The organism is Kitasatospora sp. NPDC097643, from assembly GCF_040302625.1.
GTDB lineage: Bacteria > Actinomycetota > Actinomycetes > Streptomycetales > Streptomycetaceae > Kitasatospora.
Genome location: NZ_JBEOSA010000012.1, coordinates 23930 through 43588 on the forward strand (window position 1 = coordinate 23930; position 19659 = coordinate 43588).

At 72.2% G+C, this 19659-nt stretch carries 20 protein-coding genes; 7 read left to right on the forward strand and 13 right to left on the reverse strand.

Annotated features, from left to right (window positions below):
- Positions 1–51: 51 nt before the first annotated feature.
- The 3 genes from ABTY15_RS10920 to ABTY15_RS10930 form a co-directional block, all read right to left on the reverse strand.
- A complete protein-coding gene (locus tag ABTY15_RS10920) occupies positions 52–618 on the reverse strand; it encodes a GNAT family N-acetyltransferase (protein ID WP_350579835.1) in 567 nt (188 codons plus the stop codon).
- Positions 619–713: 95 nt separating this feature from the next.
- The gene (locus ABTY15_RS10925; RefSeq protein WP_350579838.1) at positions 714–923 is read right to left on the reverse strand and encodes a DUF397 domain-containing protein; all 210 of its coding nucleotides are present in this window, start codon (positions 921–923) and stop codon (positions 714–716) included.
- A 3-nt stretch (positions 924–926) separates the two neighbouring features.
- Positions 927–1751, reverse strand: coding sequence for a helix-turn-helix domain-containing protein (locus ABTY15_RS10930; protein WP_350579841.1), 825 nt, complete (start codon positions 1749–1751; stop codon positions 927–929).
- A gap of 106 nt (positions 1752–1857) precedes the next feature.
- On the opposite strand from ABTY15_RS10930, the gene ABTY15_RS10935 reads away from it, so the two are divergent.
- The 5 genes from ABTY15_RS10935 (at position 1858) to ABTY15_RS10955 (ending at position 4010) form a co-directional block, all read left to right on the forward strand.
- The gene (locus ABTY15_RS10935; protein WP_350579844.1) at positions 1858–2223 is read left to right on the forward strand and encodes a hypothetical protein; all 366 of its coding nucleotides are present in this window, start codon (positions 1858–1860) and stop codon (positions 2221–2223) included.
- Positions 2220–2426 (forward strand): hypothetical protein, encoded by a 207-nt coding sequence (locus tag ABTY15_RS10940; protein ID WP_350579847.1) that lies wholly within the window; start codon positions 2220–2222, stop codon positions 2424–2426. The genes ABTY15_RS10935 and ABTY15_RS10940 overlap by 4 nt, the downstream gene beginning before the upstream one ends.
- Positions 2423–2623, forward strand: coding sequence for a hypothetical protein (locus ABTY15_RS10945; RefSeq protein ID WP_350579850.1), 201 nt, complete (start codon positions 2423–2425; stop codon positions 2621–2623). The genes ABTY15_RS10940 and ABTY15_RS10945 overlap by 4 nt, the downstream gene beginning before the upstream one ends.
- 155 nt (positions 2624–2778) lie before the next feature.
- Entirely contained in the window at positions 2779–3267 is a 489-nt protein-coding gene (locus ABTY15_RS10950) for a GNAT family N-acetyltransferase (RefSeq protein ID WP_350579853.1), read from the forward strand.
- A complete protein-coding gene (locus ABTY15_RS10955) occupies positions 3264–4010 on the forward strand; it encodes a hypothetical protein (RefSeq protein WP_350579855.1) in 747 nt (248 codons plus the stop codon). Before ABTY15_RS10950 ends, ABTY15_RS10955 begins: the two co-directional genes overlap by 4 nt.
- Positions 4011–4155: 145 nt before the next feature.
- Here ABTY15_RS10955 and ABTY15_RS10960 read toward each other — a convergent pair whose 3' ends face one another.
- Positions 4156–5331 (reverse strand): phospholipase D-like domain-containing protein, encoded by a 1176-nt coding sequence (locus ABTY15_RS10960; protein ID WP_350579857.1) that lies wholly within the window; start codon positions 5329–5331, stop codon positions 4156–4158.
- 313 nt (positions 5332–5644) lie between these two features.
- Here ABTY15_RS10960 and ABTY15_RS10965 point away from each other — a divergent pair, with 313 nt between their 5' ends.
- Positions 5645–6931: a polysaccharide deacetylase family protein gene (locus tag ABTY15_RS10965; RefSeq protein ID WP_502893474.1), complete on the forward strand. Its 1287-nt coding sequence runs from the start codon at positions 5645–5647 to the stop codon at positions 6929–6931.
- Positions 6932–6975: 44 nt separating this feature from the next.
- Here ABTY15_RS10965 and ABTY15_RS10970 read toward each other — a convergent pair whose 3' ends face one another.
- Positions 6976–9021, reverse strand: a complete 2046-nt coding sequence (locus ABTY15_RS10970; protein WP_350579863.1) for a transglycosylase domain-containing protein — start codon at positions 9019–9021, stop codon at positions 6976–6978.
- A gap of 185 nt (positions 9022–9206) precedes the next feature.
- On the opposite strand from ABTY15_RS10970, the gene ABTY15_RS10975 reads away from it, so the two are divergent.
- The gene (locus tag ABTY15_RS10975; RefSeq protein ID WP_350579865.1) at positions 9207–10340 is read left to right on the forward strand and encodes a hypothetical protein; all 1134 of its coding nucleotides are present in this window, start codon (positions 9207–9209) and stop codon (positions 10338–10340) included.
- Positions 10341–10364: 24 nt separating this feature from the next.
- On the opposite strand, the gene ABTY15_RS10980 is transcribed toward ABTY15_RS10975, so the two are convergent.
- The 8 genes from ABTY15_RS10980 to ABTY15_RS11015 all read right to left on the reverse strand — a co-directional run bounded on the left by ABTY15_RS10980 (position 10365) and on the right by ABTY15_RS11015 (position 19631).
- The gene (locus tag ABTY15_RS10980) at positions 10365–11321 is read right to left on the reverse strand and encodes a hypothetical protein (protein WP_350579867.1); all 957 of its coding nucleotides are present in this window, start codon (positions 11319–11321) and stop codon (positions 10365–10367) included.
- Positions 11322–11528: 207 nt separating this feature from the next.
- Positions 11529–12428 carry a Gfo/Idh/MocA family protein gene (locus ABTY15_RS10985; RefSeq protein WP_350579870.1) on the reverse strand — a complete coding sequence of 300 codons (900 nt, stop codon included), beginning with the start codon at positions 12426–12428 and terminating at the stop codon, positions 11529–11531.
- Positions 12429–12452: 24 nt separating this feature from the next.
- Positions 12453–13121 carry an O-methyltransferase gene (locus ABTY15_RS10990; protein ID WP_350579873.1) on the reverse strand — a complete coding sequence of 223 codons (669 nt, stop codon included), beginning with the start codon at positions 13119–13121 and terminating at the stop codon, positions 12453–12455.
- 88 nt (positions 13122–13209) lie between these two features.
- On the reverse strand, positions 13210–13869 hold the full coding sequence (locus ABTY15_RS10995; RefSeq protein WP_350579875.1) for a DedA family protein: 660 nt from the start codon (positions 13867–13869) through the stop codon (positions 13210–13212).
- Between the two features lie 155 nt (positions 13870–14024).
- Entirely contained in the window at positions 14025–14885 is an 861-nt protein-coding gene (locus ABTY15_RS11000; protein ID WP_350579877.1) for a class I SAM-dependent methyltransferase, read from the reverse strand.
- 127 nt (positions 14886–15012) lie between these two features.
- Complete coding sequence (locus tag ABTY15_RS11005; RefSeq protein WP_350580132.1) at positions 15013–15807, reverse strand: spermidine synthase; 795 nt, start codon at positions 15805–15807, stop codon at positions 15013–15015.
- 98 nt (positions 15808–15905) lie between these two features.
- Positions 15906–16886, reverse strand: coding sequence for an alpha/beta hydrolase (locus tag ABTY15_RS11010; protein ID WP_350579880.1), 981 nt, complete (start codon positions 16884–16886; stop codon positions 15906–15908).
- Positions 16887–17012: 126 nt separating this feature from the next.
- Positions 17013–19631, reverse strand: a complete 2619-nt coding sequence (locus tag ABTY15_RS11015) for a tetratricopeptide repeat protein (protein WP_350579883.1) — start codon at positions 19629–19631, stop codon at positions 17013–17015.
- Positions 19632–19659 lie beyond the last annotated feature (28 nt).

Consider the following 19659-nt stretch of genomic DNA (forward strand, 5'->3'; position numbering starts at 1 on the left):
GGACCCCCGAGCCGTGGGGCTCGGGGGTCCGAATAGTGGGGTCCGGATGGGCTACCGGCGCTGTTCCCAGTCGGCCCGGACGAGGTCGTACTCGACCTCGCCGTGCTCGGATCCGGGGATCGCCTCCGGCCAGTCCCCGGTGAAGTTGCGGAGGAAGGAGAGGCCGGCCTTCTCCATCACCCGCCGGGAGCGGGTGTTCACCGCCATCGTGTTCGCGGTGACCCGCTCCACGCCGAGGTCGGTGAAGCCCTTGTCGATGAGGGCCCGGGAGCCTTCGGTGGCGTAGCCCTTGCCCCAGGCGGCCCGGTTCAGGCGGTAGCCGAGTTCGACCACGAGCGGGCTGTGGTCGTCGAGGGGGCGGAACTCGAACCAGCCCAGGAAGGTGCCGGTGGGCTTCTCCTCGGCGGCCCAGTAGCCACGGGTGGCGAGGCAGGGGTGGTCGTGCAGGAGACGGGGCAGGGTGCGCGCCTGGATGGATTCGCGGGTCGTCGGTTTGCCGCCGTTGATGAAGCGCATGACCTCGGGGTCGTTGTCCAGCGCGAAGAGGCCGTCGACATCGGCGGCGGTGTCAGCGAACGGGCGCAGCACCAGGCGTTCGGTTTCCAGGAAGACATGCATGGCGTGATCATCACTGCGCGGCGATCGCGCCCGCCAACGAATATTCCGCGGCCCCTGGACTACGCAGTCCAGGGGTCGTGGGAGGGAATCGTGGATCAGATGTCGCCGAACTCACCGGCAGCGGTCGCGGCGACGAAGGAGCGCCACGCGTCCATCGGGAAGACGAGAGCAGGCCCTTCCGGGTCCTTCGAGTCGCGGACGGGAACGACGCCGGGGAAGTCAGGCGCGACCTCTACGCAAGAACCACCGTTACCGGAGTGCGACGACTTGAACCAGGAAGCGCGAGACAGGTTTGGGCGGGTCATGGGTCAGAGTTCCTTTCGGGCCTTGCGAATCAGGTCGAGGGACGCGGCTCTGGTCAGCGCTTCCACCTGCAACCGATCGTAGGCCCTTTCCCATGCCCTGACAGTGCTGTCTTCGCGCACCACAAAGCCGTGATCCGCAGATTCCGTGTAGCCGACCACAGAACGGTCGGCGAACGTCAGCAAAGTGACGAAGGCCCAGAACGGAGCATGCTCAGCCAGCTCGAACGGGGCTACCTGGAAGACCACGTAAGGCTTGGACGCCATGTCAGCCAAGTGATCGAGCTGAGCACGCATGGTCGCGGTGCCACCCACGGGACGACGGATGGCGCTCTCGTCTATCACGGCGTGGATGACCGGCGGCTCGGCCCGCTTGAGAAGCCGCTGTCGCGCGACGAGGAACTTCACTCGCTCCTCAGCCTGGTCCGACGTGCTGCTACCTCGCTGGACTGCTGCCGCTTCGACCGCGGAAGCGTAGGCCTTGGTCTGGAAGAGCCCCGGAATGAGGTTCGGTTCGAAGATCCTGATCTCGAACGCACGGGCCTCCTGCGCAGCATGCTCGGGGAAGCCCTCCAGGAACCCCTTCCTCCTCATCCCGACCCACATCAGCTCAAGCGTCTGCCCCGTCCCGAGCGCCTTGTCAGCGGCTCTGACGAAATCGCGGCTGGTGGACTTGCGGCCTGTTTCCACAGCCGAGATGTAGCTGTCCGAGTACCCCATGGCTGCGGCCAGATCCTGCTGGGTCCAGCTCAGCGCCTCGCGTGAGCTGCGAAGCAACGCCCCGAAGGACTCCCGAGGAGATGACGAGGGGTCAAGTTCCTTGCGGTTCACAGCTCACATCCAATTCCACTTGAGCCGCAGACAAGTTGAACGACTGCCGAGCATAGCCGACAGTAGACACCACCGGTAGTCGTCCCACTACGGAGAGGAGCGGACATTGAACAGCCCGCAGCCCCCGCAGACCCTGCACACCCCCCGAGTTGAGGTCGCCGAACGCTTCCAGGTGGTGATCTACCTCGCCCAGAACAGCCCCGCGTTCCCCGAACTGGACATGCACACCTGCGAGTCCTACGCCCTTGCCTTCGGCTGGGGCGTCTCCCTCACCGTCATCGACTCCGACACCGAAACGCCCCCGGAGCGCCGTCCTAAGCTCCAAACCGCCTTGCAGCGCATCGCGGACGACCACGCCGGTGCGATCCTGGTCCCGAGCAAGGCCACGATCTCGCCGATCGACGGCGAGTACGACGAGTTCGCCCGCCAGGTCGAGAAGGCCGGCGGCTTCCTCCAGGTGACCCGCCGGTGACCAGCCGATACGGGATCGTCCCCGCCGACTCCCCCAGCGGCACCTCCTACCAGGTCTGGGTCATCCACGACCGCAAGACCGACCGGCTGGTCAAGGCCCTCCCCCCGGCCCCCGAACCGCTGCGCTTCTACTCCTACGCCTGGGCGCAGGCGTGGGTGCGCAAGAACAGAACCCCTCTCCCGCCCACCACAGTTCCGCGATGACCACCAGGTACGAGATCCGCGTGATCGACTCCCGGAGCCCGCACTTCCTCCTGCTGGAGTGCTGGGGAATCTGGGATTCCGACCAACATGACTACCTGCGCGCACCCGGCTCCTCGCACCGGATCCGGCGCTTCTACACCCTCACAGCCGCGCGGGGCCACCTGCGCCGGCTGCCCACCACCACCCAACTCCCGTGAATTCCGCCGCTCGTCGCCCCGAACCGGGCGACGAGCGGCCCCGGTCGCCAGCGAAGGCCCTCCCCTGCCCGAAACCCCTTGGACGCCACGGGGACCGGCTTGCTGAAATGAGAAACGGCCAAACGGCCGCCTACCGGACTCGAAGGGATGCGGCGATGACCGAGATCACGCTCCACCTGTCGGTCCGCGACCTCACCGACGCGGACCTGCCGTCCTGCGGTTGGGCCGGCTCCCCCAAGCACGTGCGCGAGCTCGTCCATCAGATCCGCCGCGCCGAGGCGGGCGAGATCGACTACCTGGCGGTCTGCACACCGGTCGGGCTCCCGGTGGCGGTCGGCGGGATCGACTACACGGTCAGGCCCGGCGCCGGCACGCTCTGGCAACTCGGCGTCCACCCGGCCTTGCAGTCCTGCGGGATCGGCACGCTGCTGATCCGCTCCGCCGAGCAGCGGATTCGCGCCCGGGGCCTGACCCGCGCCGAACTCGGCGTCGAGGAGAACAACCCGCGCGCCCGCGCCCTGTACGAACGCCTGGGCTACCGGGCCTTCGGCCGCGAGCTCGACTCCTGGGACGTGGAGGCCGAGGACGGCTCGCTCCAGCGGTACGAGACGATGTGCACGCCGATGCGCAAGGACCTGGCGTGACAACCGATTTCGCGGCGTTCGTCGCCGAGGCCACGGCTGATCCCGCCGTCGTCGGGCTCGTCCTCAAGGGCTCCCGGGCCCACGACGGCATGACCACCCGCCGCTCCGACCACGACCTCTACGTCATCCTCGCCGACGACGCGGCGAGCGAGCTGGCCGCGCTCGACGGGTACCGCTCCGCGCGGCTCGACCTGATCGTCACCACCCTCGAACGGTTCCGCCGGCCCGCCGACTGGGAGCGCTACGCCATCGCCCGCTCCCGGGTGCTGGTCGACCGCCGCGACGGGGAGGTCACCCGGATCGTCGCCGCGATGGGACGGCTCGGCGCCGAGGAGGCCTTCCGGTCCGGCGCCGCCCTGCTGGACGCCTACGCCAACTCGCTCTACCGCTCGGTCAAGAACCACCGCGACGGCGACCCGCTCGCCGGCCACCTCGACGCGGCCGCCAGCGTGGGATTCCTGCTCGACCTGCTCTTCGCCCTGGAGTGCCGACCGCGCCCCTACAACAAGTACCTCGCCTGGGAGCTGGACCGGTTCCCGCTGCCCGGCTGGGACAGCGCCGCGCTGCTCGACAGCGTCGCCCGGATCACCGCGACCGGCGAGGTGGCCGCGCAGCAGCGGCTCTTCGCCCGGGTCGAGGCGGCTGCCCGGGCCGCCGGCCACGCGGCGGTGCTGGACGCCTGGGGCGAGGACCTGCTGCTGATGCGGCCCCACCCGGACTCGCCGGCCCACCAGTCCTCCTGACCTGAAGCAGCCTTTCCCACCGCCACCGGACAGCTGCGCGCAGAACCCCGGCGGCGCGCAGTCGAAGCCGTACCCGACTCGAAGCGGCACGGCTAAGGGTTCGGGCCTGGTCGGCCGCAGCCGACCAGGCCCGACGGCTCCCCGATTACCAGGCGGTGCAATGCGGGCCGGACTTGATCGTCTCGAAGTTCGCCTTGAAGGCGTCGTAGACGGCCGCATTGTCGATCTTCAGGAGGGTCTCGTCGTTGGCCCGGAGGTTCGGGAACGTGTAGTTGTGGCTTCCCGTGAAGACCAGCTTGCGGTTGGCCCCGCCCAGGTAGGTGCCCTCGATCAGCATGTACTTGGAGTGGATGCCGATGGTGCGCGAGGTACCGGTGCTGTCCACCGCGGTACCGGCGCAGCGGGCCGCATAGGTGAGGTTTCCGGCGATCGAGGCCTGGACGGCGGTACCGAGGTTCCCGTCCTCCCCGTTGTGGAGGAGTTCGACCTGGCAGCCGGCGTTCTTCAGGGCCACGAGCTTGTCGGCGACCTGGACGCGGGTGAAGGCGTACATGCCGATCCGGATCTGGGTGGCGCCGCCCGCGCAGTCCACGTTGTTCAGCAGGGACACGATGGTGTCGGTGCTGGGGTCGTTGTCGTACGTGGTGCCGGCCTTCTCCTGACGGGGGAAGAAGTAGGTCTTGTAGGGGCCGGCGTCCTGGGTCTTGTAGTAGGTGGCCAGGCCGGTCCCGGCGGAGCCGTAGGTCTGCAGGTCCTGCCAGTAGGCGCGGTAGCCGGCGTAGAGGCCGGAGCCCGCGTCAGGAATCGTCACGGAGTTGTTGAACAGGCTCCGCCGCTGGCTCGTGGTCAGGTTCGCCGAGGTCTGGAACACCACGTTGTCGGTGCTGCCGACCTTGGAGAACAGGAAGAACTTGTTGTGGTTGATCGCGCCGGTGTCGCCGCTTCCGCCGAGGCTGCGGTTGCCGATGCAGCCCCGGTTCTCCGGGCAGGCCAGCACCCACGAATCCGCGGTGAGATCCGTGCCCAGACCGGTCGCCGCGGCGAGCATCGAGTACTCCGACCCGGTGGCCTTCCCGTTCGCATCCACATCCGGGACGGCGTCCCCGTCCACGATGAGCTTGACCTTCACCCCGCGCTTCTTCGCCGCGACCAGCGCGCTGCTGACGCCACCGTCGGTGAACAGGTAGATCGAGCCGTTGATCTCCGCCCCCGCCGGCGTCCGGTTGACCAGCGAGATCAGCTGGTTACGAATCGCATCCTGCTGGGCCGTGGTCCCCGCCGGGTCGTTGAAGGTGGCGGTGAGCGCGACCGTGTCGTCCACGGCGACCGCCCCCGGCGCCCCCAGCAACGAAGCCCCCATCACAAGAACCGCCGTCGCCGCTGCACTTCGTATCCGCACGTCCCCGCCCGATCTGAAGATCCATGAATCTGACGCCCAGGAAACTACCGCACCCCATCGGGCCGGCGGTCAGCCGTGAACATCCAGGGATGTCGGGCCCCTCAGTGCATCGCAGAGCAGGCGAGTTGTTCGCACTCGTTCCCGTGACCGAGGCAACCTTTCCCGCCTCCACCGGCATCGATCAAGTGCCCTGCCGATCGAACGCCAGGGCCCTTTTCCCGAACACCACCTGACTATGAGTCAGAGAAGCGGAGGAACCGTGCGGGCTGCTCGCGGCGTGACCGTCCTGCTGGCGGTGGGGGTCTTCTCGGCCCTCGCCCTGGGTACGGGAGGTCCCGACTCGCAGGGCAGACCGACCACCGCCGACCCGGCGCCGTCGAGCCCCAGCCTCGACACCAGCCCGTCCAGCACACCCACGCCAATACCGACCCCCATCCCCACCCCCACCTGGGACGGCCAGGTCAGGGTGCTCGGCGACGGCTCCACCTCCGACACCGGGCCACAGCCCAAGCAGCCCACCCCCGAGCGGCTGAAGCCCGGGGAGAAGCCGCCGCAGTTCGTGGTCTTCTCCTGGGACGGCGCGCTGGAGGGCGACGACCACCTGTTCTCCCGCTTCCGCAAGCTGGGCGCCGAGAACAACGCCCAGATGACGTTCTTCCTGAGCGGCCTCTACACCCTGCCCAAGTCCAAGCGCACCCTCTACCGGCCGCCGCAGCACGACGCCGGAGCCGCCTCCATCGACTTCGCCACCGACGGCCACATCAAGGACACCCTGGAGCAGCTGCGCCTGGCCTGGCAGGACGGGAACGAGATCGGCACCCACTTCAACGGGCACTTCTGCCACGCCAAGGGCGGCGGTGAGTGGAGCACCGAGGAGTGGAAGAGCGAACTCGACCAGGCCGTCTCCTTCGTCACCCACTGGAAGACCAACACCGGCTTCAAGGACGTCCCTCCGCTGCCCTTCGACTACACCAGGCAGCTGGTCGGCGGACGCGCCCCGTGCCTGGAGGGCCAGAAGGCCCTGCTCCCGGCCGAGAAGGCGGCCGGCTTCCGGTACGACGCCAGTTCGCCCGGCGAGTTCCAGGTCTGGCCCACAAAGAAGGAGGGCATCTGGAACTTCCCGCTCCAACTGCTGCCCTACCCGGGCAAGTCGAGCCAGGTCCTCTCGATGGACTTCAACTTCCTCGCCAACCAGTCCGAGAACACCACCGAGGGCGACCCCACCAAGTACGACGCGTGGGAGAAGCAGACCCGGGACGGCTACCTCAGCGGCTTCGAGCGGGTCTACAACGGCAGCCGGGCCCCGCTCTTCATCGGGAACCACTTCGAGACCTGGAACGGCGGCATCTACATGCAGGCCGTCGAGGACGTGATGAAGAGCGTCTGCAAGCGGGACGGCGTCCGCTGCGTCTCCTTCCGCCAGGTCGCGGACTGGCTGGACGCGCAGGACCCCAAGGTGCTCGACAGGCTGCGCCAGCTGGACCCGGGGCAGCCGGCCGACTGGTCGCGCCTGGTGAAGTAGTCCTGAACGGCTGCGGGGCCCTGATGCCAGGGCCCCGCACCGGCCTACCGCCGCCCGGTCTCTCCCCCACCGACCGCCTTCATGTACGAGGCCCAGACCCGCTCCGGCAGCGCGGAGTCCGGGGTGCCCGGGGCGGCCCCGCCCAGCCCCTCCAGCGGGAGCAGCTTCATGTCCTTCAGGTCCGCCCGGAACACCGTCACCGCCGTCGCCAACTGCCCGTTGTAGCCGACGGCCCACCCCGCCGTACGGTCCGCCGTGGTGCCGGGCTTCGCCGCCAGGTCCGGGCCGGCCTCCGCCGCCCATTGGGCGCTGCCGCCACGGACGGCACCCTTGAGCGCCGCGTCCACGTCCCTCGCGGCCGCGGGAGCCAGCGCCTGGACGGCGGTGGGCAGTTGCAGCGGGAGCGGCACGCCGTTCCGGGTGATCCGGCGGACCGAGTACGGGTCCGTACGGCTGCCGCCCGCCGCGAAGACGGCGTAGGCGCCCGCGGTCCTGATCGCGCTGGGCGTGGAGTTCCCGACCCCGAAGGCCGGCGCCAGGTCGCCCATGCTGCTCGGGAGCAGGCCCAGGTCCGCGGCGGTCTGCTGCACCCGGTCGAGGCCGACGTCCATGCCGAGCTGCATCATCGGCCCGTTGACGGACTGCTCCACGGCGCTCCGCAGGGTGAGCGTGCCCCAGTTCCGCTTCCCGTCGTTGGCGGTCTTCACGATCTTCCCGTCCCGCCCCCAGTACGGCCCCTCCGGGGTCATCACGTTGACCCCGTCGTCGCCGTTGTACGTGGTGGTGGGCAGCACCGGGGTCCGGCCGCCGCCCCGCTGGCGCTGCACGCCCTGGCTGAGGCCGGCGGCGTACACCAGCGGGGTGAAGGCCGAACCGATCGGCACCGTGGAGGTGTTGGCGTTGTCGAAGCCCTGCTTCAGGTAGTCGGGGCCGCCGTGGAGCGCGACGATCCGCCCGTCCAGGGCCACCGAGGCGGCCCCGACCTTCAGGAACCGGTCGGCCTCGCGGCTGCCCGGGTCGATCCCCTTGGTGGCGTCCTGCACGGCGGCGGCCAGGGCGTCGACCTTCGGCTTCTCGAAGGTGGTGTGGATCTGGTAGCCGCCGAGGTCGAGCTGCGCCGGGGTGAGGTCGCTGTGGCTCTCCACGTAGGCCCTGGCCATGTCGACCAGGTACCCGACCTGGCCGCTCAGCCCCGCCGCCTTCGGCTGGGGCCTGGGTTCGGGGAACACCGTGTACCGGGCGCGCTCCGCGGCGGAGAGCCTGCCGATCTCCACCATCCGGTCCAGGATCCAGGACCACCGCTCCTCGGCCCGCCGGTGGTTGCCCGGGCTGAGCGCCGGGTCGTACTGCCCGGCCCCCTTCAACAGGGCCGCCAGGAAGGCCCCTTCGCTCGGGTCGAGCTCCGAGACGTCCTTGCCGTAGTACGCCGCCGCCGCGCGCTCGATGCCGTAGCTGCCGCGCCCGAACCAACTGGTGTTCAGATAGCCGGCCAGGACGTCCCGCTTGCTCATCCGTCGGCCCAGCTTGACCGCAATGACGACCTCGCTGAGCTTGCGGGAGACGTCCTGCCGCTGGTTCAGGTAAGTGTTCTTGACGTACTGCTGGGTGATGGTCGAGCCGCCCTGGGTGTCGCCGCCCGTGGCCATCTGGTAGACCGCGCGGCCGATGCCCGAGACGGAGATCCCGGCATCCGAGTAGAAGGTCTCGTTCTCGGCGGCCAGCACCGCCCACTGCACCGACTGCGGCACCCGGTCGAGCGGCACCTCCTGCCGGTTGGTCTCTCCGATCCGCGCCATCTCGGTGCCGTCCGCCCAGAAGTAGACGTTGCTCTGCTGGGTGGCGAAGGCGTTCAGGTCGTCCGGGACCTCGGTGGTCGCGTAGAACCAGGCCAGCCAGCCCGTCAGCACCAGCACCCCGCCGGTGGCCACCAGCAGCAGCTGCCGCCAGGACAGCAACCAACGGCGGACCCCGCGCCGCCCGCTGCGCGGGAAGTCGATCCGCGGACGCCATCGCCGACGTCCGGGCTTCTCCTCCTCGGCCCCGCCTCCTCGCTTCTCCTCCTCGGCCCCGCCACCTCCGTGAGCACGCACAGTCCGGTCTCCGATCCGTTCGTGGGACAGACCCCCCGAACAGACAGAGGCGCTGGGAGCCCGATAGGACAGCCCCGGACCGGTGTGATCATGGTCATACCGCGGATCGCCGGCCCCAGCCCGGCCCACCCCGCCCCGTGCCGTGCGCTCCGGCCCCACGGTCGGCCGTCCGTCAGAATGGCGCCATGAGGATGATCCACACCCTGGCCGGCGTGCTGTTGCTCCTGCTCGTCATCGGCAGCATCCTGCGCACCCTGGTGGTGCCGCGCGGGCTGTACTCGGCGCTGGTGTACCGGCTCTGGTCGGGGCTGCGGATCCTGCTGCGGCTCTGGGCGGCGCCCTTCGGCACCTACCGGGCGCAGGACCGGGCGCTGACCTGGCTGGCGCCGCTGGTGCTGCTGGGCATGCTCGGGGTGTGGCTCAGCGGCATGCTGTTCGCCTACACGCTCCTCCTGCACGGCACCTCCGACCTCGACTGGTCGGTGTCCTTCCGGGAGGCCGGGTCCAGCCTCTTCACGCTCGGCTTCGCCAGTGGCGAGCGGCTGCACCTGTCGGTCATCGACTTCATGGCCGCCGCCAGCGGCCCGCTGGTGATCGCCCTCCAGATCGCCTACCTGCCGACCCTCTACGCCGCCTACCAGCGGCGGGAGACCGAGGTGACGCTCCTCCAGTCCCGGGCCGGCGAGCCCGCCTGGGGCCCGGAACTGCTCGCCCGGCAGTCCCTCGTCGACACCGAGACCGCCCTCCCCCAGCTCTACCGGGACTGGGAGCGGCTGGCCGCCGACATCGGCGAGAGCCACTCCAACTACCCGGTGCTGCTCTCCTTCCGCTCCCCGCAGCCCAACCGCAGCTGGGTGGTCGGCCTGATCGCGGTGATGGACGCCGCCGCCCTCCACCTGGCGCTCTGCCCGTTCTCGGCTCCGCCGGAGGCCCGGCTGGTGATCCGGGCCGGCTTCACCGCGATGCGCGACATCGCCCGCTCGCTGCGGATCGACTTCGACCCCGACCCGGACCCGACCGCCGCGATCCGGCTCAGCTACACCGAGTACATCGGCGCCGTCGCGATGATCACCGCCGCCGGCTTCCCCCGTGAACGCCCGGTCGAGGACGGCTGGCGGCACTTCCACGGCTGGCGCGTCAACTACGAGGCCCTGGCGTACGAACTGGCCCGCCGCAGCGACGCCGTCCCCGCCCTCTGGACCGGCCCCCGCGACTTCCGCGCCGCCGTCATCCCCCCGGCCCGCCCCACCGACCGCCGCCCCGAGACCGACACCGGCCCGGACGCCGGCCCGGCCCGCCCCGCCCTCCCCCCGGCCTGAGCCTCCTCCGTGACGGGGGCGGGGTCAGCGCGGGACCTCGGCGAGGGCGCGGAACTTGCGGAGGTCTTCGGCGGCCTTGGCGACGTCCATGCCGGAGAGTTCGTCGTTCTCGCCGAACTGGATCAGCGTGTTGGTGCCGATCGCCACGCACTGGACTCCGCCGTACATGGTGTTGCCCATGGCGTCGGGCTGGTCGAGCTTGGTGACGAACCCCGCGCATTGGAGGGTGCCGCCCTTCGGGCCCGGGTCAAGGGTCTGGACCGGGTCGTAGACCGTCTTCGCCGGGCTCATTGGATTGGGTTTGAAGGCCCCGGCGAGCCCCTCCCGGCGCTCGGCCTCGGAGTACGGGTGGTCGTCGGAGCCCGCGACCACGATGGCGTGGGACTCCCCGAACTCGCCGCGCGCGTAGACGGTGACGACGGCGTTGGAGTTGCCGCTGGGGTCGGCGTCGCGGATGATCTTCTGAAGGTCCGCCATGCCGGGGAACTTGTCGTTGCGGGCCATGCCCTGGAAGCTGGACGGCAGTTGGATGCGAGACATCGGGTGGCCCGCACCGCCGTTCCCGCCGGTGTTCCCACCGCCGTTCGCTCCTGCGGGTGCGGGGGCCTGGGCGCCGCCGTTCCCGCCCGTGCCGCCGCCCGTGCCGCCGGTCGTGCCGCCGCCCGAGGTTCCGGCCGTGCCACCGCCCGACGTCCCGCCCGAACTCCCGGCCGGCGGGGCCGCGTTGGCCGCCTGGTCCTTGGTGCCGGTGCCATCGGACCCGGTGAGCGCGTACGCGCCGCCGCCCACCACCAGCGCCCCGACCACCGCCCCGAGCGTCACCCACAGCCAGGTGCGCGACGGCTTGGCAGCAGGCGACGGGCCGTACCCGGGCGGCGGACCGTACGGCGGGGGGAAGGCGGGCGGCTGCTGCGGGAAGGCGGGCGGCGGGGGCCCGTTGCGGTACGGGTCGGAGGGCATGCCACCGGGCTGCTCGGACATCGGCGAACTCCTGGAGGTGTGGTGAGGCAGCGGTGGACGGTTCGCGCCGCCTCTGTGAAGGATGCCGATCCGGCGCCTCCGCCGCCCAGGGTTTGCCAGGGCCTGTTTCCGATCTGTAGCACTCGCCGATCGCCATGTTCATGCAGGTCCGGTGCATCGACGACACCAACCTGATGGAGCGTCAGGAACGCTCGTACACGCCCTTCCTCAGACCTCGACCGGCCCGCCGATCGCCAGCGAGTGCTCCGCGCCCGCGAGGATCTCCACCACCCGCAGCCCGAAGTCCGCCCCGCACGGGTGCGGTTCGCCGGTGGCGGCCGAGGCCAGGAGCGCGTCGAGCGCGCGGTGCAGGGCGGCGACCGGGCCCTCGCTGCGCTCCGGCAGCTGGACCACCCCGTGCTCGCCGCGCAGCTCCATCCCGGTGCCGCCGGCCCCGGCCGGCGCGGTCAGGCTGAGCGCCAGCGTGCTGGAGGCGCCACCGGCGTGCCGCAGCACCAGGTGGACGGTGTCCAGCGGGCCGGCCACCGCCGTCACCCGGGTCGCGTCGCCCAGCACCGGCAGCAGCACGGACAGCGCGTGCGGGCCGACGTCCCACAGCGCGCCCTTCTCCAGCCGCCACGGCGAGGCCGCGTACGGGCTGGTGCTGCCGGGGGCGAACACCGAGCCGAGCCAGTCCGAGCGGCCGGTGAACCAGCCGCCGCGCGCCGCCTGTTGCTCGATCCAGGGCAGCTGGTCACCGCCGAACCGGACGGTGAAGAACACCACGGAGGCCACCTTGTGCGCCCGGACCGCCTCGGCCACCGCCCGGGCGTCCGGCACGGTCAGCGCGACCGGCTTGTCCAGCAGCAGGTGGCGGCCCGCCTCGGCGGCGCGCAACGCGAGGCCGGCCTGCACCGCCGGAGGCAGCGCGATGGATACCGCGTCCACCTCGGCGAGCAGCCGGTCCAGCTCCGCGTACCCGGGGACGCCGTGCGCCGCGCCCAGCGCGGTGGCCGCCTCCGGCCGCCGGCCCCACACGCCCGCGAACTCCAGCCCGGGGTGCTCGGCCAGGACGGGCGCGTGCACCCGCTCCGCCCAGGGGCCGGTGCCCAGCAGTCCGATCCGCACGATGTCTCCATTCGTCCTGTGTGCTCAGCCCTGTACGCGGGCCAGCGTGAAGCCGTCGTACCCCTTGCTGCCGACCGTCTGCACCGAGGTCGCGGTGACCCTCGGCTCGGCGGCGATCAGCTCGTGCAGGGCGCGGGTGGCGACGATCGCCGGGTCGGTGCTGTGCGCGTCCGCGACGGCGCCGCCGCGCACCACGTTGTCGACGACGATCAGCGAGCCGGGGCGGGTCAGCCGCAGCGCCCAGCGGAAGTACTCGGGGTTGCTCGGCTTGTCCGCGTCGATGAACACCAGGTCGAAGGGCTCCACGCCCTCCTCGGCCAGCGCGGCCAGCGAGTCGGCGGCGCGGCCGAGCCGGACCTCGGCGATCTTCTCCAGCCCGGCCCGCGCCAGGTTGCCCCGGGCCACGGCGGCGTGGGTCGGGTCGATCTCCAGGGTGATCAGGGTGCCGTCCGCGGGCAGCGCGCGGGCCAGCCAGATCGCGCTGTAGCCGCCGAGGGTGCCGACCTCCAGGATCCGCCGGGCGCCCTGCGTCAGCGCCAGCAGGTGCAGCAGCTTGCCCTGGTTGGGCGCCACCGCGATGTGCGGCAGCCCGGCCGCGTCGGCGTCGGCCGCGGCGGCCTCCAGCACCGGGTCGTGGCCGACCAGCTGCTCGGAGAAGTAGGCGTCCACGGCGTCCCAGGTCGGCTGCGTCATCGGGCCCTCCAGAGTGCGGGATCGGCAGGTGTCAGCCGATGCTACTCCGGGGGCCCGACAGCAGGTGACGCTCCGTACGGCCGGTGCGTCAGTCGGCGACCGACGCCTTCGCGGCGGCGGCCGCCGCCTCCTCCGCCTCCATCTTGGCGTGGGTCTTGGCGGCCCGACGCTTCATCACCCAGGCCGACAGGCCGCCGATCAGCACCGCCGCGGCCAGGCCGGCCCAGGAGAACCGGGCCAGCCACGGCTCGATGCTCTTGCCCACCTTGTAGACCAGCAGCGTCGTACCGCCGGCCCAGACCACGCCGCCCAGCACGTTGGCGATCAGGAACTTCCAGTACGGCATCTTCAGCGCGCCGGCCAGCGGCCCGGCGAAGATGCGCAGCAGGGCGATGAAGCGGCCGAAGAAGACCGCCCACATGCCCCACTTCTGGAAGGAGCGCTCGGCGGTGGCCAGGTGCGACGGCCCGAAGTGCTTGGGGAACTTCCGTCCGAGCTTCTCGAAGAGCGGCTTGCCCCCCTTGCGCCCGATCGAGTAGCCGATCGAGTCGCCGATGATCGCGCCGAGGATCGCGCACGCCGCGACCCCGACCGGGCTCACGACGCCCTTGACCGCCATCAGCGACGCCGTGACCAGCGCGATCTCACCGGGCAGCGGGATGCCGAGCGACTCCAGCCCGATGATCAGGCCGACCAGGGCGTACACCGCGCCCGGTGGGACGCTCTCGATCCAGGCGTCGATGTGCAAGGCCAGTACCTCCGTGGCAGGACGGGACCGGCGGCGGCCCCGTGGCGGTGTCCGCACGCCGGTCCCGGCGGTCGTCCGATGGCGGCACGCGGCCGCATTCCCCCGTGCAGCCTAACGTGCCGGGCCGGCCAGTCCCCCTGGCCGATCACCCGTGGTTACGACGTACGGCGTCCTGCCGTGGTTCCGGTCGGGTCAAAGGATCTTCCCGATTCGGTAAAGCGGAGGGCGACCACGGACGGCCGCCGCCGCAGCGGACGGGCCAGCGGCAGCAGCGCCCCGACCAGGCCCCGGCCGCCCTCCGGGTAGACCTCCCGGACGTCGGTCACCGAGGGGTGGGCGGTGGCGAGCTTGCCGCGCTCGTCCGCGTCCATGCCGAACGGCATCGGCGGCGCCTGGTAGTGGCGGTCCCGGAGCTTGCCCTGGACGGCCCGGGCGCTGAACCAGCGCGGCACCGCGTCCAGGACGAACGTGGCGCCCGGGAAGCGCTCGGCGCAGGCCGCGATCAGCTCCCGCACCTCTGTCGGCCGCAGGTACATCAGCAGCCCCTCGGCGCTGATCAGCACGCCCCGGGACGGATCCACCTCGTCCATCCAGCGCGGGTCGGTGGCCGAGCAGGCGACGATCCGGTGCCGCGGGTCCGGCGGCAGCAGCCGCTCGCGCAGCAGGGCGGTCTCGGGGAGGTCGACGGAGAGCCAGGTGGCGCGGCCGTTGTCGACCCGCCAGGCCTGGGTCTCCAGGCCCTCGCCCAGGCCCACCACGGTGCCGCGCGGGTGGCGGTTCAGGAAGTCGGCGACCTCCCGGTCGAAGCAGGACGCCCGCAGGGCCTGGAGCTGCGCGACGGCCGCCCGCTCGCCGAACCGCTCCGCGAACGGGAAGTCGATCCGCCCGACCAGCTCGACCGCCTTCGGGTCGGCCAGCACGGTGTCCGGCCGGCGCGCCTCCACCGCCCGGTGCCACAACGTCCACAGCGCCGTCTCCGGCACCTGCCCCAGCTCCGGCCGCTCCCCGCCGCTCATCGCTCACTCCCTCGGACGTGCTGAGTACTCCCGGCATGAACCCGCCGATTGTCACACCCCGCCCACACCCACGATCCGGCCGACGCGCCGACCGCCGGGGGCGGGAGGCGACGCGCCGGGGCCCGGCTCAGCCGAGGCTGAAGGCGCCGGCGGGTGGGGGTGGGGAGTCGGTGGCGGTCGCGTCGGTGACCGGGGGCGTGCGGCCGACCAGGTCGGCCAGGTCGTCGCCGTCGGTGAGGCGGGCCGGGAAGATGTCGCCGGCGAGCAGCCGGCCGAGTTCGGCGGTCGGCAGCGGCGCCGTGGAGCCGGCCAGCAGGATGTTGCCGTAGCGGCGGCCGCGCAGCACCGGGGCCTCGGCGATCAGGCAGGTGTGCGGGAAGACCGCGCGCAGCGTCGCGGCCTGGGCCCGGGCGAAGGCCAGCGGCGGGCCGTCGGCGAGGTTGGCCGCGTAGCAGCCGCCGGGGCGCAGCGCGGTGGCCACCAGGCGCAGGAACTCCACCGAGGTGAGGTGGGCGGGGGTGCGCGAGCCGTGGAAGACGTCGGCGATCACCAGGTCCTGGGAGCCGGCGGGCACCTCGGCCAGGGCCGCGCGGGCGTCGCCGACGGTGGCGGTGATGTCCACGCCGGGGCCCTGCCAGGGCAGGTGCTCGGCGACCAGGTCGAGCAGCGGGCCGTCCACCTCGACCACCCGCTGGCGCGAGCCGGGGCGGGTGGCGGCGAGGTAGCGGGGCACGGTGAGGGCACCGCCGCCGAGGTGCAGTGCGTCCAGCGGCCGCCCGGCGGGGGCGATCGCGTCGGCGAGGTGGCCGATCCGCCGGGTGTACTCGAACTCCAGGTGGGTGGGGTCGGCGAGGTCGACGTACGACTGCGGGGTGCCGTCGAGGGTGAGCAGCCAGCCGCCGTCGCGGTCGACGTCCGGCATGAGCTTGGCGAAGCCGAGGTCGGTCGGCCGTCCGACCGGGACCGGCTCGTCGTGCTCGTCGTGCTCGTCGTGCGAGTCCGGCCCGTCCGGGCGCTCCGTCACGCGTGCTCCCCCACGGCCTCGGTCTCGTCGACGGGCAGGTAGGCGGCGAGCCAGCGGTCCAGCTCGGCGAACACCTGGGTGCGGGCGGCCTCGCCGGACAGCACCAGGTCGTGCATGCCGCCCTTGATCCGGACGATGGTGACGTGCCGGCCCAGCCGCGGGCCCTGGGCGGCGATGTCGTCGGCGCGCAGCACGCCGTCGGCGTGGTGCAGCGCGTTGTGCCACTTGGTGGTGGCGATCGAGGCGGTGGAGGCCATCAGCAGCACCGGCACGTCGATGCCCAGGCCGCGCCGCACCTGCCGGTGGCCCTGGTGGATGGCGGCCAGCCATCCCGCGAACAGCGGGAAGCCCTCGGCGGGCTTGAGGGTGAGGTCGAAGTCCCACTCGCCCTTGTGGTCCTTGTGCAGGCTGTGGGTGTAGTGCGGGTTGAGCGAGGACGGCAGCACGCGGGTCGGCGAGAGCCGCGCGATGGCGGTGACGGCCGGGCCGCCGACGGTCCGCACCGCAGGCGCGGTCGGCATCGACAGGAACGGGCTGTTCAGGAAGAGCCCGTCGACCAGCCCGCGGCCCGCGCGCCGGCCCGCCCACAGCGCGCCGACCAGGCCGCCGGTGGAGTGCCCGTTCAGCAGCAGCTGCCGGTGCCCGTCCACCTCCCGGACGATCCGCACCGCCTCGTCGATCTCCTCGTCGTACTCGGCGAGGTCCCGGACGAAGTTCGGCGACTGGTGCGGGCGCAGCGAGCGGCCGTACTTGCGCAGGTCGAGGGCGTAGAAGGAGAAGCCGAGCGCGGTGAAGTGGTCGGCCAGGTTGGTCTGGAAGAAGTAGTCGTTGTAGCCGTGGACGTACAGCACGGCCCGCTCCGACCCGGGGACGAGCCGGCGCACCAGCGTCGCGCTGACCTCCCCCTCCGCATCGCGACGCAGGGGCAGTTCGGCCGCCTCGTAGGGGGCACCCAGGATGTCTTCCCGAAACTCCATGGGCCGACTGTACTGGGCCGACGTCCCGTCGGCGGGTCGGCGGTCGGCCGACGGGATGTGACGTCCGCAATGCTTTCGGCGGCACGCTCAGGCTGCGTGCCCGGGCCACGTGCTCGGGCCATGCGCTCAGGGCTCCGCCGGCTGCTCCTCGGCGAGCAGCGCCCGCGCCCGCTCGTCGGCCTCCGCCGCCTCCGCGCCCCGGCCGGCCCCGCGCAGCGCGCCGGCCAGCCGCCCCCACCCCACGGCCTCGCCGGTGCGGTCGCCGAGTTCCCGGAACCCGGTGACGGCGAGTCGGAGCGGCTGCGCCGCCTCGTCGTACCGGCCCTGGTTGCTCAGCGCGCTCCCGAGGTTGAGCCGGGCGAGGGCTTCGCCGAAGTCGTCCCGGCACTCGTGGAACAGCCGCCGGGCGGACCGGAAGGCGTCGATCGCCTCCTGGTGCCGGCCCAGGTCGTCGTAGACCCCGGCGAGGTTGTTCAGGCGTCCGGCCTCGCCCCGCCGGTTCCGCCGTTCGCGGTCGATGGCGAGCGCGTTCTCGAAGGCGCGCACCGCCTCCTCGAAGCGGCCGCGCGCGTGCAGGACGTTGCCGAGGGAGTCCCATGCCCAGGCCTCCTGCTCGTGGTCCCCGGTGTCCCGCATGGCGGCGACCATCTGCCAATAGGCGTCGGCGGCCTCGTCGCCCCGGTCGAGGGCTTCGAGCACCGCACCGAGGTCGCCCCGGGAGACGCCCTCGCCGTGGCGGTCGCCGAGCGACCTGAAGGTGGCGCAGGTGCGTTCGTGGAGCTCCAGCGCCTCCTCGAACCGGTGCGACCGGGCGAGGCAGGTGCCGAGACCCCCGGTCGCCCTGGCCTCCCCGTAGCGGTCCCCGAGGTCCCGGAAGTGGGACCGGGCGCACTCGTAGGCCGCCATCGCCTCCTCGAAGCGCCACAGGCCGCACAGCACCCCGCCGAGACTGATCTCCGCCGTCGCCTCGCTGTAGCGGTCACCGAGCTCGCGGCAGAGGTCCCGGCCGTGCCGGAGCAGGTCGAAGCCTTCGTCGACGCGGCCCACCTCGCACAGCAGCCCACCGAGGTTGACCGACCGCAGGGCCTCGCCGCGGCGGTCGCCCGTGTCACGGCTGGTGGTGTGGGCGTACTCCAGGGCCTCGATCGCCTCCTCGAACCGGTGCAGGCTGCGCAGGTTGTTGCCGAGGTTCCCGTACGCCCGCGCCTGCCCCGCGCCGTCGCCCAGTTCCCGGTAGATCGCCCCGGCCTGACGGTGGGCCTCGGCCGCCTCCTCGAACCGCCGGGCGTGCTCCAGGGGCAGGCCGAGGTTGTTCCAGGCCTTCGCCTCCTCGGCCCGGTCGCCGAGGGCCCGGGCCGCCTCCAGCGCCGCGCCCGCCACGGCGAGCGCGTCGTCGGTCCGGAACCAGCCGACCAGGTGCGAGGTCAGGACCGGCGCCAGGAACAGCACCACGTGATGGACGCCCGCGGCGGCCGCGACCTTGCTGACGGCGACCAGGTTGATCCGCTCGCGCTCCAGCCAGAGCACGGCGTCCGCCCGGTCCGGGAACACCCGGGGCCCGAGGTCCCCGGGCAGTCCCCGCACCCGCGCGTTGGCGGCGTTGGCGGTGAACGCGTAGTGGGCCAGCAGGCGCCCGACGGCCACGCTGCCCTCCTCCGGGTACTGCTCGGCCTGCTCCAGGGCGTAGACCTGCACCAGGTCGTGCAGGTACCAGCGGCCGCCCTCCTGGCTCTGCTCGATGAGCGCGGTGCCGGCGAGCTGGGCGAGCCGGCGGCGGACGTCGCGGAGCCGGCGGTCGGTCAGGGCCGCGACGGCCTCGGTGGAGACGTCGGGGCCGGGGTTGAGGGCCAGCAGGCGGAAGAGCTCGGCCTGGTCGGGGGTGAGGCGGCGGTGGGAGCGGTCGAGGGTGAGGCGGATGCCGGTGTCGCCGTCGTGCAGGAGGGTGAGCCGGTCGGCGGTTTCGGCCAGGTCCTCGGCGAGTTCGGCGGGTCGCAGGTGCTCGTCCAGGACGAGCTGGGCGGCGGCGAGCCGGAGGGCCAGCGGCAGGTGGCCGCAGAGCGCGGCGATCCGCCGGGTGCTGTCCGGGTCGGCGGCCAGCCGCTCGTCGTCCGGGCGGGCGGTCCGGACGGCGGCGGCGAGCAGGCCGACGGCCGCCGGGGGTTCCAGGACGTCGAGGCGGTGCAGGCGGGCGCCCAGACTGGGCAGGGTCTCGCGGGAGGTGACGAGCAGCCGGTGGCGGTCGGACGGCGGGCGCAGGAGGCGGACCTGGTCGGCGCGGGAGGCGTTGTCGGCCACGATCAGCACGGGCTGTTCGCGCTGCTCCAGCCGGGTGCGGTAGAGGGCGGCGCGGGCCTCCGGGTCCGGCGGGATGTGCTCGGCCGGCACGCCGAGCGCCCGCAGCAGGGTGTCGAGGGCCTGTCCGGCGTCCATCGGGGTCTCGTCGTAGCCGCGGAGGTTGACGAACAGGGCGAGCGAGAAGGAGCCGTGCTCCAGGGCCGCCCGGCCGGCGGCCACGGCCAGGGTGGTCTTGCCGATGCCGCCGAGCCCGGTCACGGCGACCGTGCCGGCGCCGTCCGCCAGCAGGAGCGCCCGGAGCTCGGCGAGGTCCCGGTCCCGGCCGGTGAACGTCGCGGAGAGCGGCGGCAGGCCGGACACCACCGGCGGCTGGGCGGCGACGGTCAGCTGGGCGTTCTCCGCCTGGACCGTCAGACCGTGGAACGTGCCCCCGGTGATGCTGTTGGACACTCGCACTCTTCCCCCCACCCACTCGCGT